Origin of the sequence: Amycolatopsis sp. MEPSY49 (assembly GCF_051337345.1) — a bacterium.
Classification (GTDB): domain Bacteria; phylum Actinomycetota; class Actinomycetes; order Mycobacteriales; family Pseudonocardiaceae; genus Amycolatopsis.
The window spans coordinates 422,953-442,575 of record NZ_JBDLYJ010000002.1 but is presented as its reverse complement, the minus strand read 5'-3'; the positions used below and the strand labels follow the sequence as shown (position 1 = coordinate 442,575).

Genomic DNA, 19,623 nt, shown 5'->3' with positions numbered 1-19,623 from the left:
TCAGCTCTGGTCGGCGGTCGGGAGCGAGGTCAGCGTCGCGCGCGTGGTCTCTTCCCGGGTCTTGTAGTTCTGCTTGGCCAGCTTGATGGCCTCGATGTAGGTCGGGAACTCCTGGCGCGCCGCCTGCAGCTGGGTGACCAGGCCGTTCTCGTCGGCGGCCGTGCTCACCATGTGCGCGGAGACCCACTGACCGGTCGCGGTCCGGCTCATCTTCGGCGCGTCGTGCAGCCGCTGCAGGTTCGCCCAGCGCTGCTCGAGCGTCTCGAGCACGCCTTCGAGGGCCTCGATCAGCTGGTTGCCCGTGGTGTCGTCGATGGCGAAGCCGCCGGACTGCGCGAGCTTCTTCAGCTCGGCACCGGCGAGGCCGACGCGGACCGCGGCCATGGCCTTCTGCGCGGGTTCGGTCGCGGTCTGCATCTGCGCCGTCGCCTGGAGAGCCTGGGCAACCGCCTGGGTCTCTTCCGTCATCAGGACTGTTCCCTTTCCGGTCAGTACACCGCGGCGATGGCGTCGCGGATCGCGCGGGCGAGGTCGGCCCGCCCGGCCGGTACGTACTCGGCGGTCAGTTCGCCGGCCTCGCCGGTCGTGGTGTGCACCAGGTACCGGCCGTCGGCGGTGTCCAGCCAGCTCAGCGGGTCGCCCGCGAGCCGGTCGCCGAGCCGGCCCTGCGCGGTGACGGCGATGTGACCGCCGCCCAGCCGCGGTTCGGCGAGCACGCGTTCGAGCACGGCGACGTCCGACGGTTTCGGCGCCGGCGGCCGGCGGCCCGGCCGCACCACGGCCTTGACCTCGATCATGCCGAAGGCGTCGGTTTCTTCTTCGTCGAACTCGGCGTCCGCGATCCGCTTCGCCGTCATGGCGGAGACCTCGCGCCCGGCCGCGCGGTGCACGACGTGCCGGCCGGTGGTCGCGGCGGGGGCGGGCGGCAGGACGCCGGTGACGACCTCGACCAGCTCCTCGTCGGCGAACAGCGAGAACAGCAGATCGTCGGTGTCCGGGGCCTGGGTGATGCCGAGCGCCTGGGCGCCGTCGGTGACCACGAGCACCGCGACGTCGGCGCCGAGGCCGTCGATCCCGCTGACCGCAACCGAAACCCGCGGCTCGGCCAGCAGCTCGAACGCCGTCCGCACGCCCGGGTGCAGTTCGCCCGACACCGAAAGCCGTCGCTCCTCGAGCGCGTCGTACACCTGGCGCGCGACCCGCAGGAACCGCACCGGGTCCGCCGGAAGGTTGCCCGCGCGCAACGGGTATCGCCGGATGTCGCCGCCGGTCGCCTGGCCGACGACGAGGGCTTCGACGACCTCGAGGACGAACTCGAACCTGTCCGCCATTTCCCCTCGCTGCATTCCGTTCGTCAAACCCTCAAGCAACTTTCCTGCCGAAGGTTAGCAGTGCCCGGGAACCCCGCGTCGGCGCCGCCACGCGGGTGCCCGAAAGACCACGATCCCCGGCCTGTGCGGGCAAAGCGCGCTAGGTGATCACATCACCCGATGCGGTGCTGGTGGACGCGCAGCTGGAGGGTGACAAGATCGAGTAGCGGCGTCGCAACGCCCAGCTCACGGGCACGCGCGGTGAGATCGCCGAAGATCTGCTCCCCCTCGACCGGGTGACCGCCGAGCAGGTCGCGGTACAGCGAAGATCCCCCATCGCGGGGTCGGTGACGGTCTTCCGGGTGGCCGCGAGGTCAGCGGCGGGCACCGGGTACCCGGCGGCCGCCGCGACGGCGGCCGCTTCGGCCACGACGGCTTCGGCGAACTCCGCGCCACCGGGAACCGCGACGACGTCGCCGATGGTGCCGCGCATCAGGCTGTTCACGGCGCCGATCGCGGCGATGAACACCCATTTCGCCCACATCGACTCGGTGATCCGCGGGTCCAGGTCGGCGGTGAACCCGGCGTCTTTCAGGACGGCGTGGACATCGGCGAGCTTTTCGGGCGCGGGGTCCGTGCGGGCGCCGTAGGCCAGGCTCTGCAACGGGCCGAGCCGCCGGATGGCGCCGTCGTCGTCGATGGTGGTCTGCACCTTGGCGACGCCGCCGAGCACGGTGTCGGCGCCGAACCGCTTGTCGAGGACGTCGACGTGGGCGAGCCCGTTGAGGAACGGCAGGATCAGCGTGCCGGGTCCGACGGCGGGGGCGAAATCGTCGATGGCCGAGGCCAGGCCGGTGGCTTTGACGGCGACGAGCACGAGGTCGTAGGTCCGGTCGAGGGAGCCGGTCTCGACGAGCGGCGGCTCGAGGACGGTGTCCTCCCCGAGGCCGACGATCCGCAGGCCGCGTTCCCGCAGCAGTTCCGCTCGGGCGGGCCGCACGAGGAAGGTGACGTCGCGGCCGGCCTGCAGCAGCCGTCCGCCGAAGTAACCACCGGTCGCCCCGGCGCCGACCACGAGAATCTTCACGTCGCTCACGAGACGACGCTACGCCTGCCGCGCGGGCCTGCCGATGTGCTCCCGGCCACAGCGTTTCCACAGCAAGACACAGCAAAACGACAGGTCGATCGGGGTGCGCCGCACGTTGAGCGGGCATGGGAAGACGGATCCGCCGGACGCTGGCGGCCGCGGGGCTGACGGCGGCGACCCTGACGGCCGGAATGGTGGTCGTGACGGACGCACACCGGGCAACGCCGGTTTCGCCTTCGGTATCGGCTGCTTCGGCGCCGCCCGACGACACGGCGATCAGCCCGGTGGCGTCCACGACGTCGTATCCCGACTTGTCCTCGGTGGCCGGCTCGCTGAGCGACGCGGTGACGGCGGCGTCCCGGGGAACGGATGTCGGGTTCGTCCTGTACGACCGGGAGTCGGACAAGGAGCTGGCGTCGGTGGCCGCGGAAAGCCCGTACTACACGGCATCGGTGGTCAAGCTCCTGATCGCGATCGACGAGGTCCGCCAGGACGGAACGTGGGCGCTCCCGGACGCGGAGGCGGTCGAGGATCTGACGGACATGCTGGAGGGCAGCAACGACGCGATCGCGTCGGCGTTCTGGGAGCGCAACGGCGGCAACGCGATAGTGACCCGCACGGCGGAGTTGATCGGGCTGTCGCACACGACACCACCGACGGACCCGACGCAGTGGGGAATGGCGAAGACGAGCGCGTCCGACGTGCTGGCGACGTATGAGTATCTGCTGGACGTGATCCCGGACGAGGTGGCGGCGCCGTTGCTGGCGGCGTTGGCGGGGGCGCGAAATCCGGCGGACGACGGGTGGGACCAGTACTTCGGAATTCCGGACGGCTTGGCGGGGCGGTCCTGGCAGATCAAGCAGGGGTGGATGATTTTGCGGAACGCCCTGGTGTTGAACACGACCGGGGTCGTCAGTGGGCGGTATGTGGTGGTTTTGCTGACTCAGCAGCCGTCGGTGAGTTCGGCCAAGGGCAGGGCGGCGGTGACGGCGGGGATCAAGACGTTGGCACCCCTGCTCAGCCAGCTCGACGCGACGTGACTTATCGGGGGCCGGCGGCGCGCCGGACCCTCCACCCCCGAGGACGCCGGCAGACGGACAGCGAGCACAGGCGGCAGCTGATACGGTTTCGATCCGCGAATACGGCCCGTCGGCAGAGAAAACGCGGCCCAGGCAGCCGGCGGACACAGGCAGCGGCCGGCGCCGGTTCACGCTCCCCGGATGCGCGCCTCTGCGAGAAGCGAAGCCCCCGCGGCCGAGCGCTGCCTGCGGCGAGAAAGCCAGGCGGGATGGCGAGTGCGGCTGCCGGCGAGCCCGGCACACACTCACTTCCCGCGAGGCACGCGCTCCTGCGGAGAGGAGCCGGCAGCACACGACTCACAGCAGGCGGCGGATGCGAGCCGGACGGTGGCAGCGGATGTGGTTCCGGCCCACGAAACGCCGACGCTTCCAGCAGCGACACGACACCAGGCAGCGGCAGCGGCAACCCACGACACATACAGGCCCGGAAGGCGGGCGCCAGATGCAGGTTCGACCCTGCGGACTGCAAGCTCGGCCTTGGGAATCTGAGGGCATGGGTGTGGGCCCGTAGCCGTCTGACTGCGGGCCTATCCCATGTTCGGTTGTCACGCTGCGAAGGGCAGCGGATCATGCAGGTTGTTTCGCCTGGGTTTTCGTTCCCTGTCCAAGAATGCTGGTGGCAGAAACTCCGGTAAGCCATCAGCCGCGATGCGGACCTCCCAACCCGAGCGATGCAACAGCCGATGGTGATGGGCACACATCAACACCAGGTTGTTCAGATCTGTCCGGCCGCCTTCGGACCAGTGGTGGATGTGGTGGCCCTGGCAATGCCGGGGCGGGCGGTGACAGCCGGGGAACGCGCAACCCCGGTCACGCAGGTACAACGCCCGGCGCAGGCCAGCCGAGATCAAGCGACGGAGGCGGCCCAAGTTGAGAGGTTCGCTTTTCTCGCCGAGGACCGCGGGGATGATCATGGCGTCGCAGGCGTGGACCCGGGCTTCCGCCGCGGTCATCGTGCCAGTGTCGCCGAGGGTGGCCTGGCCGACGCCGGACTTGAGGTCGTTGAGGTGCACCGCGACCATGACGTGGGCGCGTTCGCCGGCCTGCATCGGCAGGTTCGGGGAGTTGAGGGCCAGGTCGATCGCGTCGGAGAAGGCGTCGCCGTAGCGTTCCTGCGGCGATCGCAGGTCGGCGCCTTCGCCGGTGGTAGTGCGGCGTTCGGCCAACGCGTCGAGCAGGGCGCTGGCTCGGGTTCCCGTCTCGTCGTCGAAACGACCGTGCAGCTCCCACACACCGGTTCTTTTGCGGCGGAGGGACAGTTCGCGGTCGGGGATCGCGGGTTCGGTGGTGTCGGGTTCGGGCCCGTCGGGATCGAGGTGGGCGATGATGCGGGCACCCAGGGCGGCGACCTGCTTGTGGCCCGCATCCTCGGCCAACCCCAGCAGGTGGTGTTCGGCATCCTCGCGGTACGAGGCTGGGATCTGGGTCAGGGCGCCGACGATGGTGTCGATCATCGGGTTGCTCAGCCGGCCCTCCGCAGCGGCAGCAGCGGTCAAAGGAGCGACCGCGGGAGCGCTGTCGAGGTGGTGGCCAGGATGGAGGGCGTGGGCTTGTTTGACCATCGTCTCGGCCGCGGACTTCGGAATGTCGGCCAGGTGCTCGAGCAACCGCGCGACAGACCGGTAGCCGAAGAGTTCCATCACGCCACGGGACTCGATCTCCACCAGCAACGCACCGATCGAAGCCTCGGCGGAACGCACCACGGTGAGCAGCGCGCAGATGCGATCGGCCAGCACCGTCGCATCCGTCTGCCACACCGCTTCCGTTGCCATACAACAAGGTTAGCCGAACCAGAACGCACGATCATCACACGATCAGGTGCCGAACAAAACTCCGGCAGAGGCACCACTGCGTGGGGAATCGGCGCCGCCAACCACAACCAGAAGGCAACCACCGGAGCGCCGATTCCCCACGCGACGGCGAAGCCGTATCAGTAAACTCAACCCCGAGACCCAGAACCAACAGAACGAGAACGTTCAATATCAGGCCCCCGATACAACCGTTCAGGAATCCGAGCCAAAGTAGAAGGATGCACCTGCGAACCAAGACCATAAAGCTTCTGAAAACTCATGATCAAAGGCCGCCAGGCATCAGGATCGATGTGATCCGGACTCCCCGGCACCCGAATGGACTCATGCACGAAAACCCGCTGAACCCGCACCTCGAAAGCCACAATCCCCCCACGCTGCAGAGGATCCTCCTCGGCAACCGGATGCACGGCCTCGACAACGGCCTCCATGGCAACCGGACACTCAGCGACCCGAGGCGATGAAACGGTCTCGGACGCAACCGGCGTCAACCCGGCACGCGAAAACTTGTCAGCGACATGAAAGTACCCCCGCTTGACCTTCCCGGGCGGAACGGGATCGGACCCCGTGGTCAACGCCAGCCGATCAACAGCGGCAGCCAACGAGTCCGAAGGCAGATTCAGCACGCACTCGCGCGTACGCAACAGGTTCTGAGTGGTCTTGGACCGGGCACCGAGCCCGAGCATCGCGCGCCACCCGAGCCAGAACGCCGATGACATCGGTGCCAGATTCGCCGAACCGTCCTCGTTGTCACTGGATATCAACACGACCGGCGTGCCGAAGTACAGGATCCCGGGCTCGATGGGCGTGTGCGCAGAAGTCTTCACGCCTCGATCTTGCCCAACGCACCGAAGCCGGGCTGGCGGGAATCGGCCGTCGCGATCACCGGCGCCCCGGAGAGCGCCGGCGATCGACGAACGTCAGCCGGCGGCCGTCAACGCGCGACGCGTGAGCACCCGGGCCAAGTGGCGGCGGTACTCGGCCGTCGCGTGGGGCTCGTCGGGCGGGTTGGTGTCCGACGCCGCCAGCGCGGCCGCCTCGGCGATGGACTCCCCCGCCGCCAGCGCCGACTCCGTGGCCGTTGCCCGCAGCGGGACTCCGCCCATGTTCACCAAGCCGACGCGGCCGCCGACGACCGCGACACCCACCATCGCCCAGTCGATCGCGCGGCGGGTGAACTTCTCGAAGCCCCAGCCCATCCCCGTCTGGCGGGGCACCCGGACCTCGGTCAGCAGCTCGGTCGGCTCCAGCGGTGTCGTGAACGGGCCCAGGAAGAACTCCGACGCCGGGATGCGCCGCTCCCCCGCCGGGCCGCGCGCGACCAGGACCGCGTCCGAGGCCAGGATCGCCGCCGGCAGGTCCGCCGCCGAATCCGCGTGCACCAGGGAGCCGCCGATCGTGCCGCGGTGGCGGACCTGGCGGTCGCCCACCGCCGCCGACACGTGCGCCAGCAGCGGCGCGTGCTCCAGCAGCACCGGGTCCCGGGAAAGGTCGCTATAGCGGGACAACGCGCCGATCACGACGTCGTCGCCGTCGACGCGGACGTACCGCAGCTCGTCGACCGGACCGATGTCGATCAGGTACTCCGGGGCCGCCAGCCGCAGCTTCATCAGCGGCAGCAAGGAATGCCCGCCCGCCAGCACCTTGGCGTCGTCACCCAACGAAGCCAGCCGGGACAGCGCGTCGTCCACTGTGGACACGCGCTGGTACTCGAACGAAGCCGGGATCACCGGTCCACCTCCTGGCCGGACGCGTCGATCACGGCGCTGACGATGTTGTGGTAACCCGTGCAGCGGCAGAGGTTGCCCTCGAGCCCGGCCCGCACCTCGTCGCGCGTCGGCTTCGGGTTGTCCGCCAGCAGCGACACCGACGCCATGATCATGCCCGGCGTGCAGAACCCGCACTGCAGCCCGTGCTGCTCGCGGAACGCGCGCTGCACCGGGTGCAGTTCACCGTCCGAAGAGGACAGACCCTCGACGGTCGTGACGGCGTGGCCGTCGGCCTGCGCGGCGAGCACCGTGCAGGACTTGACCGACTCGCCGTCGAGCAGCACCGTGCAGGCGCCGCAGGACGTCGTGTCGCAGCCGATGTTCGTGCCGGTCAGCCCGGCGGTGTCGCGCAGGAAGTGCACCAGCAGCGTCCGGTCCGGCACCTCCTCGGCCACCGGCCGCCCGTTGACCTCGATCGAAACCTTCACCGCGCGTTTCCCTTCCCAGCTTCTTCAAGTGCGGCCCAGACCCGGATCGGGGTCGTGGGCATGTCCAGGTGCTGCACCCCGCGCGCGGAAAGCGCGTCCACCACGGCGTTGTGCACCGCGGGCGTCGAGCCGATCGTCGCGGCCTCGCCGATCCCCTTGACCCCCAGCAGGTTCCGGTCGGTCGGGGTGGCCATGTCGACCAGCTCGAAGTCCGGCAGCTCGACGGCGGTGATGAACGAGTAGTCCGCCAGCGTCGCGGTCGTCGGGTTGCCGTCCTCGTCGTAGGTGACGACCTCCATCAGCGCCTGCGCGGCGCCTTGGCCGAGCCCGCCGTGGCGCTGCCCGCGGAAGGTCAGCGGGTTGACGATCGGGCCGGCGTCGTCGACGGCGACGATCCGCCGCAGCTCGACCTTGCCGGTCTCGGTGTCGACCTCGACCACCGCGAGGTGCGCGCCGAACGGGAACGTCGGCGTGCCGCCGCCGAACCAGACGTCGGCGGTGAGCTTGCCCCCGCCGGCCGTCTCGGCGACCTGCGCCCAGCTGAGCACCGCGCTCGACGGCGCGCCGCGGACCTGCCAGACGCCGCGCTCGGCGTCCAGCTCGAGGTCCTCCGGCGCGGCTTCGAGCAGGTCGGCGGCCAGTTCGCGGGCCTGCGCGATGACCTCGTCGGCGGCCTGGCGGATCGCCGAGCCGCCGAGCTGCAGCGACCGGGAGCCGAACGTGCCGACGGCCTTGGGCACCTCGTCAGTGTCCCCGTGGCGAACGGTGATCTTCTCCAGCGGCACGCCGAGCTGGTCGGACAGGAGCATCGCCAGCGACGTCCCAAGCCCCTGGCCGTGCGGGGAGCTGCCGGTCCACGCGACGACCGAGCCGTCCGGGTGGATGTCGACGCGGCCGCTCTCGCCACCGGCGTCGCCGCCGGTGATCTCGACGTAGGCGGCGATCCCGAGGCCGAGCTCGACGTGGTCGCCCGCCTCGCGACGCCGTTTCTGCTCTGCGCGCAGCTCGGCGTACCCGGCGGCCTCGAGGACCTTGTCCAGCGCCGCCGCGTACTCGCCCGTGTCGTAGGACGCGCCGGTCGGCGTCTGGTACGGGAACTCCTCGGGCCGGATGAAGTTGACCCGGCGCACCTCGGCCGGGTCCAGCCCGAGCTCGGCGGCGAAGCGGTCCATCGCGCGCTCGAGCGCGGCCGTCGCCTCCGGGCGGCCCGCGCCACGGTAGGCGGCGATCGGCGTCGTGTTCGTGACGACGGCCCGGCTGCGCGTCTCCACCTTCGGGAACCGGTACACGCCGACGGCCATCAGCTCGGTCAGCGTCGGCAGGAACAGCGTCCGCGGGTACGCGCCGGCGTCCTGGACGACGTCGAGGCGGTACGCGAGGACGGTGCCGTCGCGCTTGCCGCCGACGGTCACGGTGTTCTGCTGCGCGCGGCCGTGCGTCATCGAGGTGAGGTTCTCGCTGCGCGACTCGACCCAGCGGACCGGCCGGCCGATCTCCCTGGCGGCCCAGCCGAGGACGGTCGCTTCGGGGTCCGCGCCGATCTTCGCGCCGAAGCCGCCGCCGACGTCCGGCGCGATCACGCGCACGTTGTCTTCGCCGACGCCGAGGCTCATGGCCAGCTGCGTGCGGGCGATCTGGGCGTTCTGGGTGGAAAGCCAGACCGTCAGCCGGCCGTCCTCGCCCCAGGCGCACGACGCGCCGCGGACCTCCAGCGGCGCGGGCGCGACGCGCTGGTTGACGATGGTCGTCGAGACGACCACGTCGCAGTCCGCGAAGATCCCGTCGTCGAACTCCTCCGCGCCGTTGACCTGCATGACGTTGCTGCCCTTGTCGGGGTACAGCAGCGTCTCGCCGGCCAGCGCCGCGTCGATGCTCGCGACGGCGCCGAGGGGGTCGTAGTCGATGTCGACCAGCTCGGCCGCGTCGGCCAGCTGGTAGCGCTCCTCGGTGAGGACGAGCGCGACGGGCTCGCCGACGTAGCGCACCACGCCGTCGGCCAGCCAAGGTTCCTTCACCGGTCCCGCGTCGTGCGGGTCGAGGCCGAGGTCGGCGGCGGTGAACACGCCGAGCACCCCCGGCGCCGCCTTCGCCTCGCTGACGTCAATGCTTTCGATCCGCGCGTGCGCGACCGGACTGCGTACGAACACCGCATGCGCGGCGCCGGAAAGCGCTTCCTCCCGCAGATCGTCCACGTAGGTGCCGCCCGCGGTGATCAGGTTCTGATCCTCTTGGCGGACCACCCTGGTCCCGACAATGCTCATCTGGTCTCCTGCTCGCCGATACCCCGCCGATCATGCCCTGTCGTTTCAGGAGAACGCCAGCACCACGGCGAGTCCCAGCCCGGCGATCCCGATTCCGATGCGCAACGGCGTCGCCGGGAGCCGGCGGACGAGGTTCGAGCCCAGCCACGAGCCGGCGAGCGAGCCGAGGCAGACGGCGAGCGCGGCGGCCCAGACGACCTTGCCGGTGCAGGCGAAGACGATCGCGGCGAGGAGGTTCGCCGAGCCGGTGACCAGGTTCTTCGCGGCGTTCGTCCGGGCCAGGGGCTGGCTCCAGACGGAGACGAGCAGCGCGAGCATGAGCACGCCGGCGGCGGCACCGAAGTAGCCGCCGTAGACACCGATGAAGAACGCGGCGACGGCGGTGGCCGGGCTCAGGCCGTGGTGCTCGGCACCTTCGGCCAGCCGGCGCAGCCGCGGACCGGCGATGAGGACGATCGAGGCGCCGCCGATCAGCCACGGGACGATCGCGGTGAAGGCGTCGGACGGGGTCAGGAGGAGGACGAGCCCGCCGCACGCGCCGCCGACGGTGGTGATGAGGCAGAGCGGGACGAGGTTCCGGCGCTGACCGGCGAGTTCGGGGCGCGCGCCGGCGGCGGCACCGGCGGTCGTGCCGAGCATGGCGACGGTGTTGGTGACGTTCGCGGTCACCGGCGGGAGGCCGGCCGCGAGGAGGGCGGGGTAGGAGACGAGGGAGGCGAGCCCGGCGGTGGCTCCGGTCAGGCCGGCTCCGATGCCGGCCAGGACGAGGAGGAGGAAGGTGCCGGGGTTGGTGATCACGTTGTCATCTCAGCACGGCGGGATGGGTGGGCCGCGGTGAGATTGCTCCCACGGTGCGCGAGTGGCGATTGCGACAGCCGGCGGCGAGCGAGTCGCGGCCACCGGCGACGCGCAGGTACCGGCCGCAGCCACCGGCGCAAACGACGTGAATGACTCATTCATGTCGCCTGGTGACATGAATGAGTCATTCACGTCATCCAGGCCACGGCCCCCAAGCCGCGCGGTATAGGTCGTTATACGAATTACCCCGGAGTTGTCCAAAACCGGACGGGATCCGCCACCACCCTTGCCCCGCCCCGCCGAGCCGTCACAGAATCCGCGCTGACAAGGTTGTCATCGAGCGGAGACCGGACCATGGCTGAGTTGAACCGACGTACCGCCCTCCTGAGCGCGGGCGGCGTCGCGGCCCTCCTGGCCTCGGGGCTGCTGCCCGGCACGGCCGCGGCAGCAGCCGGTGAGCAGACCCGAGGCGGACCACCCGACCCCGTCGCCGCGACCTACCTGCGCGTTCTGCTCCGGCACACCCGCTGGGCCGAGCAGCAGTTCGACCAAGCCGCCGGGATCTACCCCGCGAAGGACTTCACCTTCGCCGTCGTGCTCGGCAACGCCCTCCTCCTCACCCGCGACGGCTACGACGCCGCCATCGCCGGCATCGAAAAAGACCAGCTCAACGCCCACACCCTCGCCACCATCAGGCACTTCGCCGCGTCGAACCTGCTCACCGGCGGCACCGAATGGGGCCGGAAGCTGTTCTTCGACACCACCTTCCAGTCGTACTTCCTGCTCGCCGCCCGTCTACTGTGGACCGAACTCGACGACGACACGAAGCGCAACGTCGAGCGCATCACCACCGAACAGGCCGCCTACACCACCGCGCTCGGCACCGGAGACGACCCGGCCTCCGGCAGTTGGACGCCCAACGGTCTCCAGGGCGGCTTCCAAGGCGACACCAAACTGGAAGAGATGGGCGTCTACGCCCAATCCCTCGCCCCCGCCCTCGCCTGGGCGCCGGACGACGCCCGGGCGAACGCGTGGCGACACGCCTTCGGCACCTGGAGCCGCAACGAAGGCGGGCTCCCGGCCGCCGACCTCGCCAACCCGCGGCTCGTCGACGGCCGGCCCGTCAGCGCGAACACCGCCACCAATCTCTACGACACCTTCCTCGTCGAGAACCACGGCTCCTTCGGCCCGCACTACCAGGAAGAGCTCTGGCGCACCTCCGGCCGCAACGCGATGCACTTCCTCGCCGCCGGCACGCCGCTGCCCGAGGTCCTCACCGCCCAGCCGAACGGCGAACTGCTCTGGCGCACCATGCTGCTGATGACCAGCGACGCCGGCGAGCCGCTGATGCCGATGGTCGCCGACCGCGAGCACCTCTACGGCCGGGACGTCATCCCGCTCGCCTTCCGCGCCCAGGTCCTCGGCGACCGCCACGCCGCCTACGCCGAAGCCCAGCTGGCCGCCCGGCTCGAGCCCTACCAGGCCTACGCGCCCGCCGACCGGATCACCAAGTTCTCCGGTGAGCCCAAGTACGAGCCGGAAGCCCGCGCCGAACTCGCCATCAGCTACCTCCTCCACGAGTGGCGAGCCGGGCAACGCCCCGTCACCGCCGTGACGAAGGAAGAGTTCGACGCCCACGCCACCGGTACCGCCGACTTCGGCGCCGCACCCGGCCTGCTCGCCCACCGCTCCCCCGCCGCCTGGGCGGGCACCGTCACCAAGCCCGGCTTCGTCAAGTTCGCCTGGCAGCCGCACCACGACGACTGGCTCTTCGTCCTCGGTGGTGCCAACCCGATGCTGCTGCCGGCCACGAACATCGCCGTCAGGGAACGCCACGCCACCGCCTACGCGAAGGTTCGCGACGGCTTCGACGGCACGGTCGGCGTCCTCCGCTTCGACACCGGGTACGCCGCCTTCGCCACCCTTCCCACCGGTGCCGCCGTGTACGCCAGCACCGGCGTCGCCGAGGGCGAAGGCGTCCTGAACGTCTACAACCTCACCATGCCCGGCGTCCCGGGTCTCGACGGCGACCGCACCTACACCGCCGCCGAAGGCTCCGTGACGATCAAGGCGCAGGCCGCGGCCACCGGCGCCCGGACCGACGACCTGACGTTCGCCCCGGTCACCGCCCGGCACGTCCGCATGCTCGGCGTCCAGCCCGACCCGCAGTACGGCTACTCGCTCTGGGCCTTCGAGGTCCGCGACGGCGACGGCCCGGACCTCGCCAGGGCCGGGACCGCGTCGGCGTCCTCGGCGAGCCCGGGCAAAGAGGCCAAGTACGCCAACGACGGCAACGCCACCACCCGCTGGGCAGTGTCCACATCGGACCGGCCACGCGCGGACAGCTGGCTCGCCGTGGACCTCGGCGCCGCGCAGACCGTCGACCGCGTCCGGCTGAGCTGGGAAGCGGCCGCCGGGCGCAAGTACCGCATCGAAACCTCCCAAGACGGCGTGACCTGGACGGCGGCGGCGACCTACCCGGTGCCCGCGCTCACCAGTACGAAAGGCCGGCTGGACATCGACGGCCGGGCCGGGATCACCGTCGCCGGCCCGAACCCGCTCACCGTCACCGGCGACCACGTCACGCTCTCCGACGGCCCTCCCGCCCCCTTCGTCGCCGAGCTGCGCCCCGGATCCGCGCAGGCGAGCGGCCGGGTCACCACCACCGCGGCCGCGGTCGAAGCCACCGTCACCGACGGCTTCCTCGTGCTGCTCAACCTCTCTGGCACCGCGGCGAGCGGCAGGGCGACGCTTCCCGGAGAGAACCGGCTCTACCGCGGTGAGCAGACCGTCACCCGGACCGGCACGGAGTTCTCCTACGCCCTGGCCGCGGCGGAAGGCCGCATCGAGCCCCCGCGGTTCACGCTGAAGGCGCCGGCCGGGGTGAAGGCGGTCGTCCGCGACGCGAGCCGGGTCGAGCTCACCGCGCCGGCCGGGCTGCTGCCCGTGCTCGTCACGGTGACCCCGGACGGCGGTCGCGCGCGGCCGGTGCTGCTGCCGCCGCGCCGGACCGTGCCGGTCGTCTTCGGCGACGTCCGCCCCTACCCGCTGACCGACCGCGCGCTCGGCCGGACCACCTTCCCCGCCGAGCCCCTGCCGCCGGGGATGTCCAGCCCCGCCGCGGCCGTCGACGACGACCCGGCGACGGCGTGGCGGCCGGGGCCGGACGGCCGGATGGTCGTCGATCTCGGGGCGGTGACGGCGGTTTCCGCGGTCGAACTGGCCTGGACCCGCGGCCGCGTGCCCGCCGCGAGCGTCGAAACCAGCGTCGACGGCGTCACCTACGCGACCGCGACCTCGGGTCCGGCCCGCTACGTGGCCGTCCGGACGCGCTGGCGGACCGGTGACGCGAGCCTTTCCCGGTTGTCTGTCCTGACTTGATCGATCTCGCACCGCTCGCGGTGGCCCCGATGGCGAGTACCTTGGCAGCACAGGGTCGCCGGGAGGACGGATGCGCGTCACGATCGCCGAGGTCGCCCGCCGGGCGCGGGTGAGCAAGACGACCGTGTCGAGAGTGCTCAACAACAAGGCCGATGTGGACGCGGCGACCGCGATCCGGGTGCGCGAAGTGATCGCGGCGACCGGCTACATCCCGAGCGCCGGCGCGGTCGGGCTCGCGCGCGGCGTGACCCGCACGGTCGGGATGCTGGTGCCGGGGCTGACCTGGCCGTGGATGGGCGAGGTGCTGCAGGGCGTCGCCGACGTCGTGGAGGCCAAGGGCTACGGCCTGCTGCTGTCCACGGCCAACCGCGGCACCGAATCCCTCGAGGAGTTCTCCCGGCAGGTGTCGGCCAAGGCGTTCGACGGGCTGCTGCTCGTCGAGCCGCCGGACGCGGTGCGGCACCTGCGCGTGCTGCACGACTCCGGGTTGCCGGTGGTGGTGATCGACGACCGCGGGCGACGGCCCGCGTTCCCCTCGGTGGGCACGGACAACCGGCAAGGCGGCGCGGCCGCGGCCCGGCACCTCCTCGACACCGGGCGGACGCGGTTCGCCACCGTGACCGGGCCGCGCGACTTCGGCTGCACCACCGATCGCCTCAACGGGTTCAACGACGTCGTGCGCGAAGCCGGGCTGACGCTCGACTCGCGCCTGATCATCGAAGGCGACTTCACGAGCGAAAGCGGCGAGGCCGCGATCCTCCAGCTCCTCGCCACCGGGCCGGAGTTCGACGCCGTCTTCGCGCACAACGACCTGACGGCGGCCGGGGTGCTGGCCGGGCTCCGGAAGTCCGGGCGCGCGGTGCCGGGGGACGTCGCCGTGGTCGGGTTCGACGACATCCCCCTGGCCGCGCACACCCAGCCCGCGCTGACGACGATCCGCCAGCCCCTGCGGGAAATGGGCGAGACGGCGGCGCGGCAGCTGCTCGACCGGCTGGGTGGGGCACCCCGGCCGGACGAGCCGCTGATCGTGCCGACGTCCCTGGTGATCCGCGAATCGACTCAGGAGACGGTCAACGCCGCCGACAGCGGGACGTTGCGCGAGGAATCCCCGACGTAGACGCGGTACTGGCCCGCGTTCGTCGTCCACGACCCGGTCCAGTGCGCGAGGTCCCGCGGCGTGAGCGGGAACGACACCTGCGTGCTCTGCCCGGGGTTGAGCTGCACCTTCTTGAACCCCTTCAGTTGTTTCGGCGGCTCACCGTTGCCGCTCGGCTGTCCGACGTAGAGCTGGACGACGTCGGCGCCCGCGCGGGTGCCGGTGTTGGTCACCGTCGCCGTCACGGTCGCGGTGCCGCCCGTGCCCTGGGGCGTGACGACCAGGTTCGAGAACCCGAACGTCGTGTACGACAGGCCGAAGCCGAACGGGAACAGCGGGTCGAGGTTCCGGCTGTCGTACCACCGGTAGCCGACGTTGAGGCCTTCGGAGTACTCGATCCGGTCGTTGGCGCCCGGGAACTGCTGGACGTTCGCCGTCGGCAGGTCGGCGATCTGCTTCGGGAAGCTGATCGGCAGCTTGCCCGACGGGTTGACGTCGCCGTAGAGCAGCGACGCGAGCGCGTTGCCGTTCTCCTGGCCCGGGTACCAGCCCTCGATCACCGCGGCGACCTTGCCCAGCCACGGCATGGTCACCGCCGACCCCGTGTTGAGCACGACGACCGTGCGCGGGTTGGCCGAGGCCACGGCGTCGATGAGGTCGTTCTGCTGGTGCTGCAGGTCGATCGTCTCGAGGTCCTCGGTCTCGGACTCGCCGTAGCTCGCGAACACGATGGCGACGTCCGCGGTGCGAGCGGCGGCCACCGCACCCGGGATGTTCGGCGTCTGCACGTGCTCGCCCGCGCCGTCCACATAGGACACGGTGACGCCGGAGCCCGCCCTGGCCTTGATCCCGTTGATCGGGTTGACCGACGCCGGCGACGGGTTCACCTTGGCGCTGCCGCCGCCGATGTTCTGCGGGTCGATCCCGTCGCCGCCGGATAGCGCGATCGACTTGACCGACGAACCCAGCGGAAGCACCCCGGTGTTCTTCAGCAGCACCGACCCGACCGCGGCGACGTCCCGCGCGGTCGTCACGTTGGCCGCGTTGGTCACCACCGAAGCCGGTGTACCGCGCCGAGCCCGGTCGAACACACCGAACTTGAACATCTGCGTCAGTACCCGCCGGACCATGTCGTCGACACGCGCCTGCGTGACTTCGCCGCGCGAAACGGCGTCGAGCAGGCCCTGGCCGAAGAACGCGCCGCCGGGCATCTCCATGTCGAGCCCGCCGTTGGCCAGCTGCCGCGGGCCACCGGTCGCCGAACCCCAGTCGGAGCCGACGAATCCGCCCCAGCCGGCGTCCTGCTTGATCGCCGTGGTCAGCACGCCGCTGTTCTGGCACGCCGGGACGCCGTTGATCTGGTTGTAGGCGCACATCATCGACGCGACCTGGCCCTGGCTCGCCACCTGCTGGAACGCCGGCAGGTACAGCTCGTGCAGGGTCCGGTCGTCGATGATGACGTTGTCCGACGGCGTCCCGCGCGACGCCCCGGCCTCGACGTTGTACGCCGCCGCGTGCTTGGCCTGCGCCAGCACACCCTGGCTCTGGATGCCCTGGATCGTCGAGGTCCCGGCCGCGCCGGCGAGGTACGGGTCCTCGCTGTAGGTCTCGAAGTTCCGGCCCCAGCGCGGGTCGCGGACCAGGTTGATCGTCGGGCCGAGGGCGATGTCGACGCCCTTGCCCGCGAACTCGGCGCCCATGGCGCTGCCGTACCGGTTCATCAGCCCGGTGTCCCAGGTCGCGGCGGCCGACACCGGCGCCGGGAACTGGGTGACGCCGTCGAGGCCGTCGCCGACCCCGGCCGGGCCGTCCTGCAGACCGAGGGCCGGGACGCACAGCTCCGGCACGGCGTCGGTGTTGCCGATGTACGGCCCGGTTGCGCCGTTGCCGTGCAGCACCTTCACCTTCTGCTGGGGAGTCATCGCGGCCATCAGCTGGTTGACGCGATCGGCGACCGGCGCGGTGGACCCCACCCACGGGCAGCCACCCGGGTTGGTGGGCGTGGTCGTCGGCGGGGCGCTGTCGGACGTGCGCACCGCGAACTCCCACAGCGAGACACCCCACTGGGTGGCTCGCGCGGTCGCGTTCAGCCGCACATAACGAGCCGTGCCGGACACCGCGGGATGCTCGGTGCCGCCTGCCCCGGTCACGGTGGCCGCCGTCGTCCACGACGTGCCGTTGGTGGACAGCTGGATCGTGTACGCGCTGGCGTACGCGGCTTCCCACGTCAGGTCGACGCCGCAGACCGCGCGTGCGCTGCCGAGGTCGACCTGTATCCACTGCGGGTCCGCGGCCAGGCTCGACCAGCGGGTCCCGCCGTCGCCGTCGAACGCCGCCGAAGCCGGGAACGCGTCGGACTGGACGCTGGAGGCCGAAGACGGTTGCCGCAGCGCCGCGTTCGCGCTGCCGCACGCCTGCGCGGTGCCGTCGCCGAACACCTGGAACTCCCACAGCGACACGCCCCACTGGGTCGCCCGCTGGGTCGTGGTCAGGCGGACGTACCGGCCGGTGCCGGACACCGGCAGCGTCTGCGTGCCGCCGGTGCCGGTCGTCGTCGAGTACACAGTGGACCATTGGCTGCCGTCGGCCGACGCCTGGAGCGTGAACGCCTTGGCGTAGGCCGATTCCCACTGCAGCACGACCTGGTTGAGCGCGTGCGACGCGCCGAGGTCGACCTGCAGCGTCTGCGGGTCGGCGGCCAGGCTGGACCACCGGGTGCCCGGGTCGCCGTCCACCGCCGCGGTCGCGGGGAACGCGGCGTTCTCGGTGGACGAGGCGGTCACGGCGTGCCCCTGCGAGAGCAGCGCCGGCGCGGCCTGGGCGGTGAACAGCGGGACGGTGAGCAGGCCCACCGCCACCACCGCGCCGAGGGCGAGCCGCCTCACTGGTAGACCCGCACGTAGTCGATCACCATGTCCTGCGGGAGGACGGTGCCCGCTCCCGGCGGGCCGGGGAAGTCACCGCCGATGGCGTTGTTGAGGATCAGGAAGAACGGGTGGTCGTAGACCCACGGCCCGCGCGTGCTCTCGACCGTGTCGCGGTTGATCGTCTGGAACGGGTTGCCGTCGACGTAGAACGTCATGTGGTTCGCGTCCCAGTCGAGGCCGAACTTGTGGAAGCCCGCCGCGACGTCCTGGCCGAGGTCGAGGGGTGCGCCGATGCCGCCGGCGCCGTTGTACGCGGGTGCGTGGATCGTCGAGTAGGCCAGGTTCGGCGACTTGCCGACGTGCTCCATGATGTCGATCTCGCCGCAGTTCGGCCACGGCGTGCCGCTGAAGAAGTTGGCGCCCAGCAACCAGAACGCGGGCCACAGCCCCTGCGTGCCGGACACCTTGATGTTCGCCTCGACGTGGCCGTAGGTGAAGCTGAACTTGCCCGCGGTGTTGATCCGGCCGGAGGTGTACTGGCAGGTGCCGCTGCCGCTGATCGGGTCGACCGGGCACGCGCTGCCCGGGGTGGCTTCGCGGCGGACCTGGATGACGAGGTTGCCGCGGCCGTCCTGCTTGGCGTTGTTGTTGTTCGTGTAGTACTCGAGCTCGTTGTTGACGCCGGGGCCGGTCTCGGCGGTCCACTTGCTCGCGTCCGGGTTGGCGCCCGCCGCGCCGTTGAACTCGTCGCTCCAGACCAGCGTGCCCGGGAAGTGCGGGGCCGGCGGGGCGGGCGGCGGCTGCGTCGGGTTGCCGCCGGTGCCGTAGACGTCGAAGCCCCACAGCGAGTAGCCGTAGCCGTTGGACCGGGCGGTGCCGTACATCCGGACGTACCGGCCCGAACCGTTGACGGTCAGCGTCTCCTTGAAGCCCTTGCCCGTGGTGGTCGAGTAGAGCGTCGTCCAGTTCGCGTTGTCGTTCGACACCTGGATCTGATAGGCGACGGCGTAGGCCGGGTCCCACTGCAGGACGACCTGGTGGATCGCCGCGGGCGCGCCGAGGTCGACGGTGATCCAGCCGGGGTCGACCCAGCCGGTGGTCGCGCTCGTCGCCCAGCGCGTGGCCGGGTCGTGGTCGAACGCCTTCGCCGGGACGCAGCCCGGGCAGTTGCCGTCGTCCTGGTAGGAGGACGCGGTGCCGGACTTGCCGTAGGACAGCAGGACGTCACCGGGCTGGGTCGTGCCGCTCCCGCCGTAGACCTGGAACTCCCACAGCGAATACCCGTACTGCGTGGCCCGCTGGGTGCCGGTCAGCCGGACGTACCGGCCGCTGCCCGTGACGGTCAGCGTCTGGTTGCCGCCGGTCGCGGTGGTGGTCGAGTAGAGGGTGCTCCAGGTGGTGCCGTCGGCGGACGCCTGGACCGTGAACGCCTTGGCGTACGCGGCTTCCCAGTTCAGGACCACCTGGGACAGCTGTTGGGTCGAGCCGAGGTCGACCTGGAGGTACTGCGGGTCGCTGAAACCGCTGGACCAGCGGGTACCGGCGTCGCCGTCGACGGCGGCGGACGCCGGGAACGCGGCGGACTCGGACGAGGACGCCGTCACCGGACGGCCTTGGGAGAGCAGGACGGGCGCGGCCTGCGCCACCGGCGCGGTGAGCAGGGCGGCCAGGGTCAGGGCGAGGACGGCGAGAACCCGGATCCTCGGCATGCGGCGTTGCATGGGCACCTCCACGGCGAA

Annotated in this window: 14 protein-coding genes; 3 read left to right on the top strand and 11 right to left on the bottom strand. The window is 71.0% G+C overall.

Annotated features, from left to right (window positions below; all coding sequences use genetic code 11):
* The 3 genes from ABFJ78_RS11160 to ABFJ78_RS11150 form a co-directional block, all read right to left on the bottom strand.
* Positions 1 to 468: a hypothetical protein gene (locus ABFJ78_RS11160; protein ID WP_436385812.1), complete on the bottom strand. Its 468-nt coding sequence runs from the start codon at positions 466 to 468 to the stop codon at positions 1 to 3.
* Positions 469 to 488: 20 nt separating this feature from the next.
* A complete protein-coding gene (locus tag ABFJ78_RS11155; protein ID WP_436385811.1) occupies positions 489 to 1,331 on the bottom strand; it encodes an ESX secretion-associated protein EspG in 843 nt (280 codons plus the stop codon).
* Positions 1,332 to 1,470: 139 nt separating this feature from the next.
* Entirely contained in the window at positions 1,471 to 2,406 is a 936-nt protein-coding gene (locus tag ABFJ78_RS11150; RefSeq protein WP_436385810.1) for a 2-dehydropantoate 2-reductase, read from the bottom strand.
* 116 nt (positions 2,407 to 2,522) lie between these two features.
* Between ABFJ78_RS11150 and ABFJ78_RS11145 the strand changes: the two genes are divergently transcribed.
* Positions 2,523 to 3,437, top strand: a complete 915-nt coding sequence (locus tag ABFJ78_RS11145) for a hypothetical protein (protein WP_436385809.1) — start codon at positions 2,523 to 2,525, stop codon at positions 3,435 to 3,437.
* A 584-nt stretch (positions 3,438 to 4,021) separates the two neighbouring features.
* Here the strand turns inward: ABFJ78_RS11145 and ABFJ78_RS11140 are convergent.
* The 6 genes from ABFJ78_RS11140 to ABFJ78_RS11115 all read right to left on the bottom strand — a co-directional run bounded on the left by ABFJ78_RS11140 (position 4,022) and on the right by ABFJ78_RS11115 (position 10,540).
* On the bottom strand, positions 4,022 to 5,248 hold the full coding sequence (locus ABFJ78_RS11140; protein WP_436385808.1) for a DUF222 domain-containing protein: 1,227 nt from the start codon (positions 5,246 to 5,248) through the stop codon (positions 4,022 to 4,024).
* Positions 5,249 to 5,415: 167 nt separating this feature from the next.
* On the bottom strand, positions 5,416 to 6,111 hold the full coding sequence (locus ABFJ78_RS11135) for a flavin reductase family protein (protein ID WP_436385807.1): 696 nt from the start codon (positions 6,109 to 6,111) through the stop codon (positions 5,416 to 5,418).
* Positions 6,112 to 6,204: 93 nt separating this feature from the next.
* Positions 6,205 to 7,014 carry an FAD binding domain-containing protein gene (locus ABFJ78_RS11130; RefSeq protein WP_436385806.1) on the bottom strand — a complete coding sequence of 270 codons (810 nt, stop codon included), beginning with the start codon at positions 7,012 to 7,014 and terminating at the stop codon, positions 6,205 to 6,207.
* Positions 7,011 to 7,481, bottom strand: coding sequence for a (2Fe-2S)-binding protein (locus ABFJ78_RS11125; protein ID WP_372665525.1), 471 nt, complete (start codon positions 7,479 to 7,481; stop codon positions 7,011 to 7,013). Before ABFJ78_RS11125 ends, ABFJ78_RS11130 begins: the two co-directional genes overlap by 4 nt.
* Positions 7,478 to 9,742: a xanthine dehydrogenase family protein molybdopterin-binding subunit gene (locus ABFJ78_RS11120; RefSeq protein WP_436385805.1), complete on the bottom strand. Its 2,265-nt coding sequence runs from the start codon at positions 9,740 to 9,742 to the stop codon at positions 7,478 to 7,480. The genes ABFJ78_RS11125 and ABFJ78_RS11120 overlap by 4 nt, the downstream gene beginning before the upstream one ends.
* A 45-nt stretch (positions 9,743 to 9,787) precedes the next feature.
* The gene (locus ABFJ78_RS11115; protein WP_436385804.1) at positions 9,788 to 10,540 is read right to left on the bottom strand and encodes a sulfite exporter TauE/SafE family protein; all 753 of its coding nucleotides are present in this window, start codon (positions 10,538 to 10,540) and stop codon (positions 9,788 to 9,790) included.
* Positions 10,541 to 10,894: 354 nt separating this feature from the next.
* Here ABFJ78_RS11115 and ABFJ78_RS11110 point away from each other — a divergent pair, with 354 nt between their 5' ends.
* Positions 10,895 to 13,921, top strand: coding sequence for a discoidin domain-containing protein (locus ABFJ78_RS11110; RefSeq protein WP_436385803.1), 3,027 nt, complete (start codon positions 10,895 to 10,897; stop codon positions 13,919 to 13,921).
* A 70-nt stretch (positions 13,922 to 13,991) separates the two neighbouring features.
* Positions 13,992 to 15,038 carry a LacI family DNA-binding transcriptional regulator gene (locus tag ABFJ78_RS11105; protein WP_436385802.1) on the top strand — a complete coding sequence of 349 codons (1,047 nt, stop codon included), beginning with the start codon at positions 13,992 to 13,994 and terminating at the stop codon, positions 15,036 to 15,038.
* On the opposite strand, the gene ABFJ78_RS11100 is transcribed toward ABFJ78_RS11105, so the two are convergent.
* Positions 14,981 to 17,902: a glycoside hydrolase family 3 C-terminal domain-containing protein gene (locus tag ABFJ78_RS11100; RefSeq protein WP_436385801.1), complete on the bottom strand. Its 2,922-nt coding sequence runs from the start codon at positions 17,900 to 17,902 to the stop codon at positions 14,981 to 14,983. The genes ABFJ78_RS11105 and ABFJ78_RS11100 overlap by 58 nt on opposite strands.
* Positions 17,899 to 19,605, bottom strand: a complete 1,707-nt coding sequence (locus ABFJ78_RS11095; RefSeq protein WP_436385800.1) for a discoidin domain-containing protein — start codon at positions 19,603 to 19,605, stop codon at positions 17,899 to 17,901. The genes ABFJ78_RS11100 and ABFJ78_RS11095 overlap by 4 nt, the downstream gene beginning before the upstream one ends.
* Between the last annotated feature and the right edge of the window lie 18 nt (positions 19,606 to 19,623).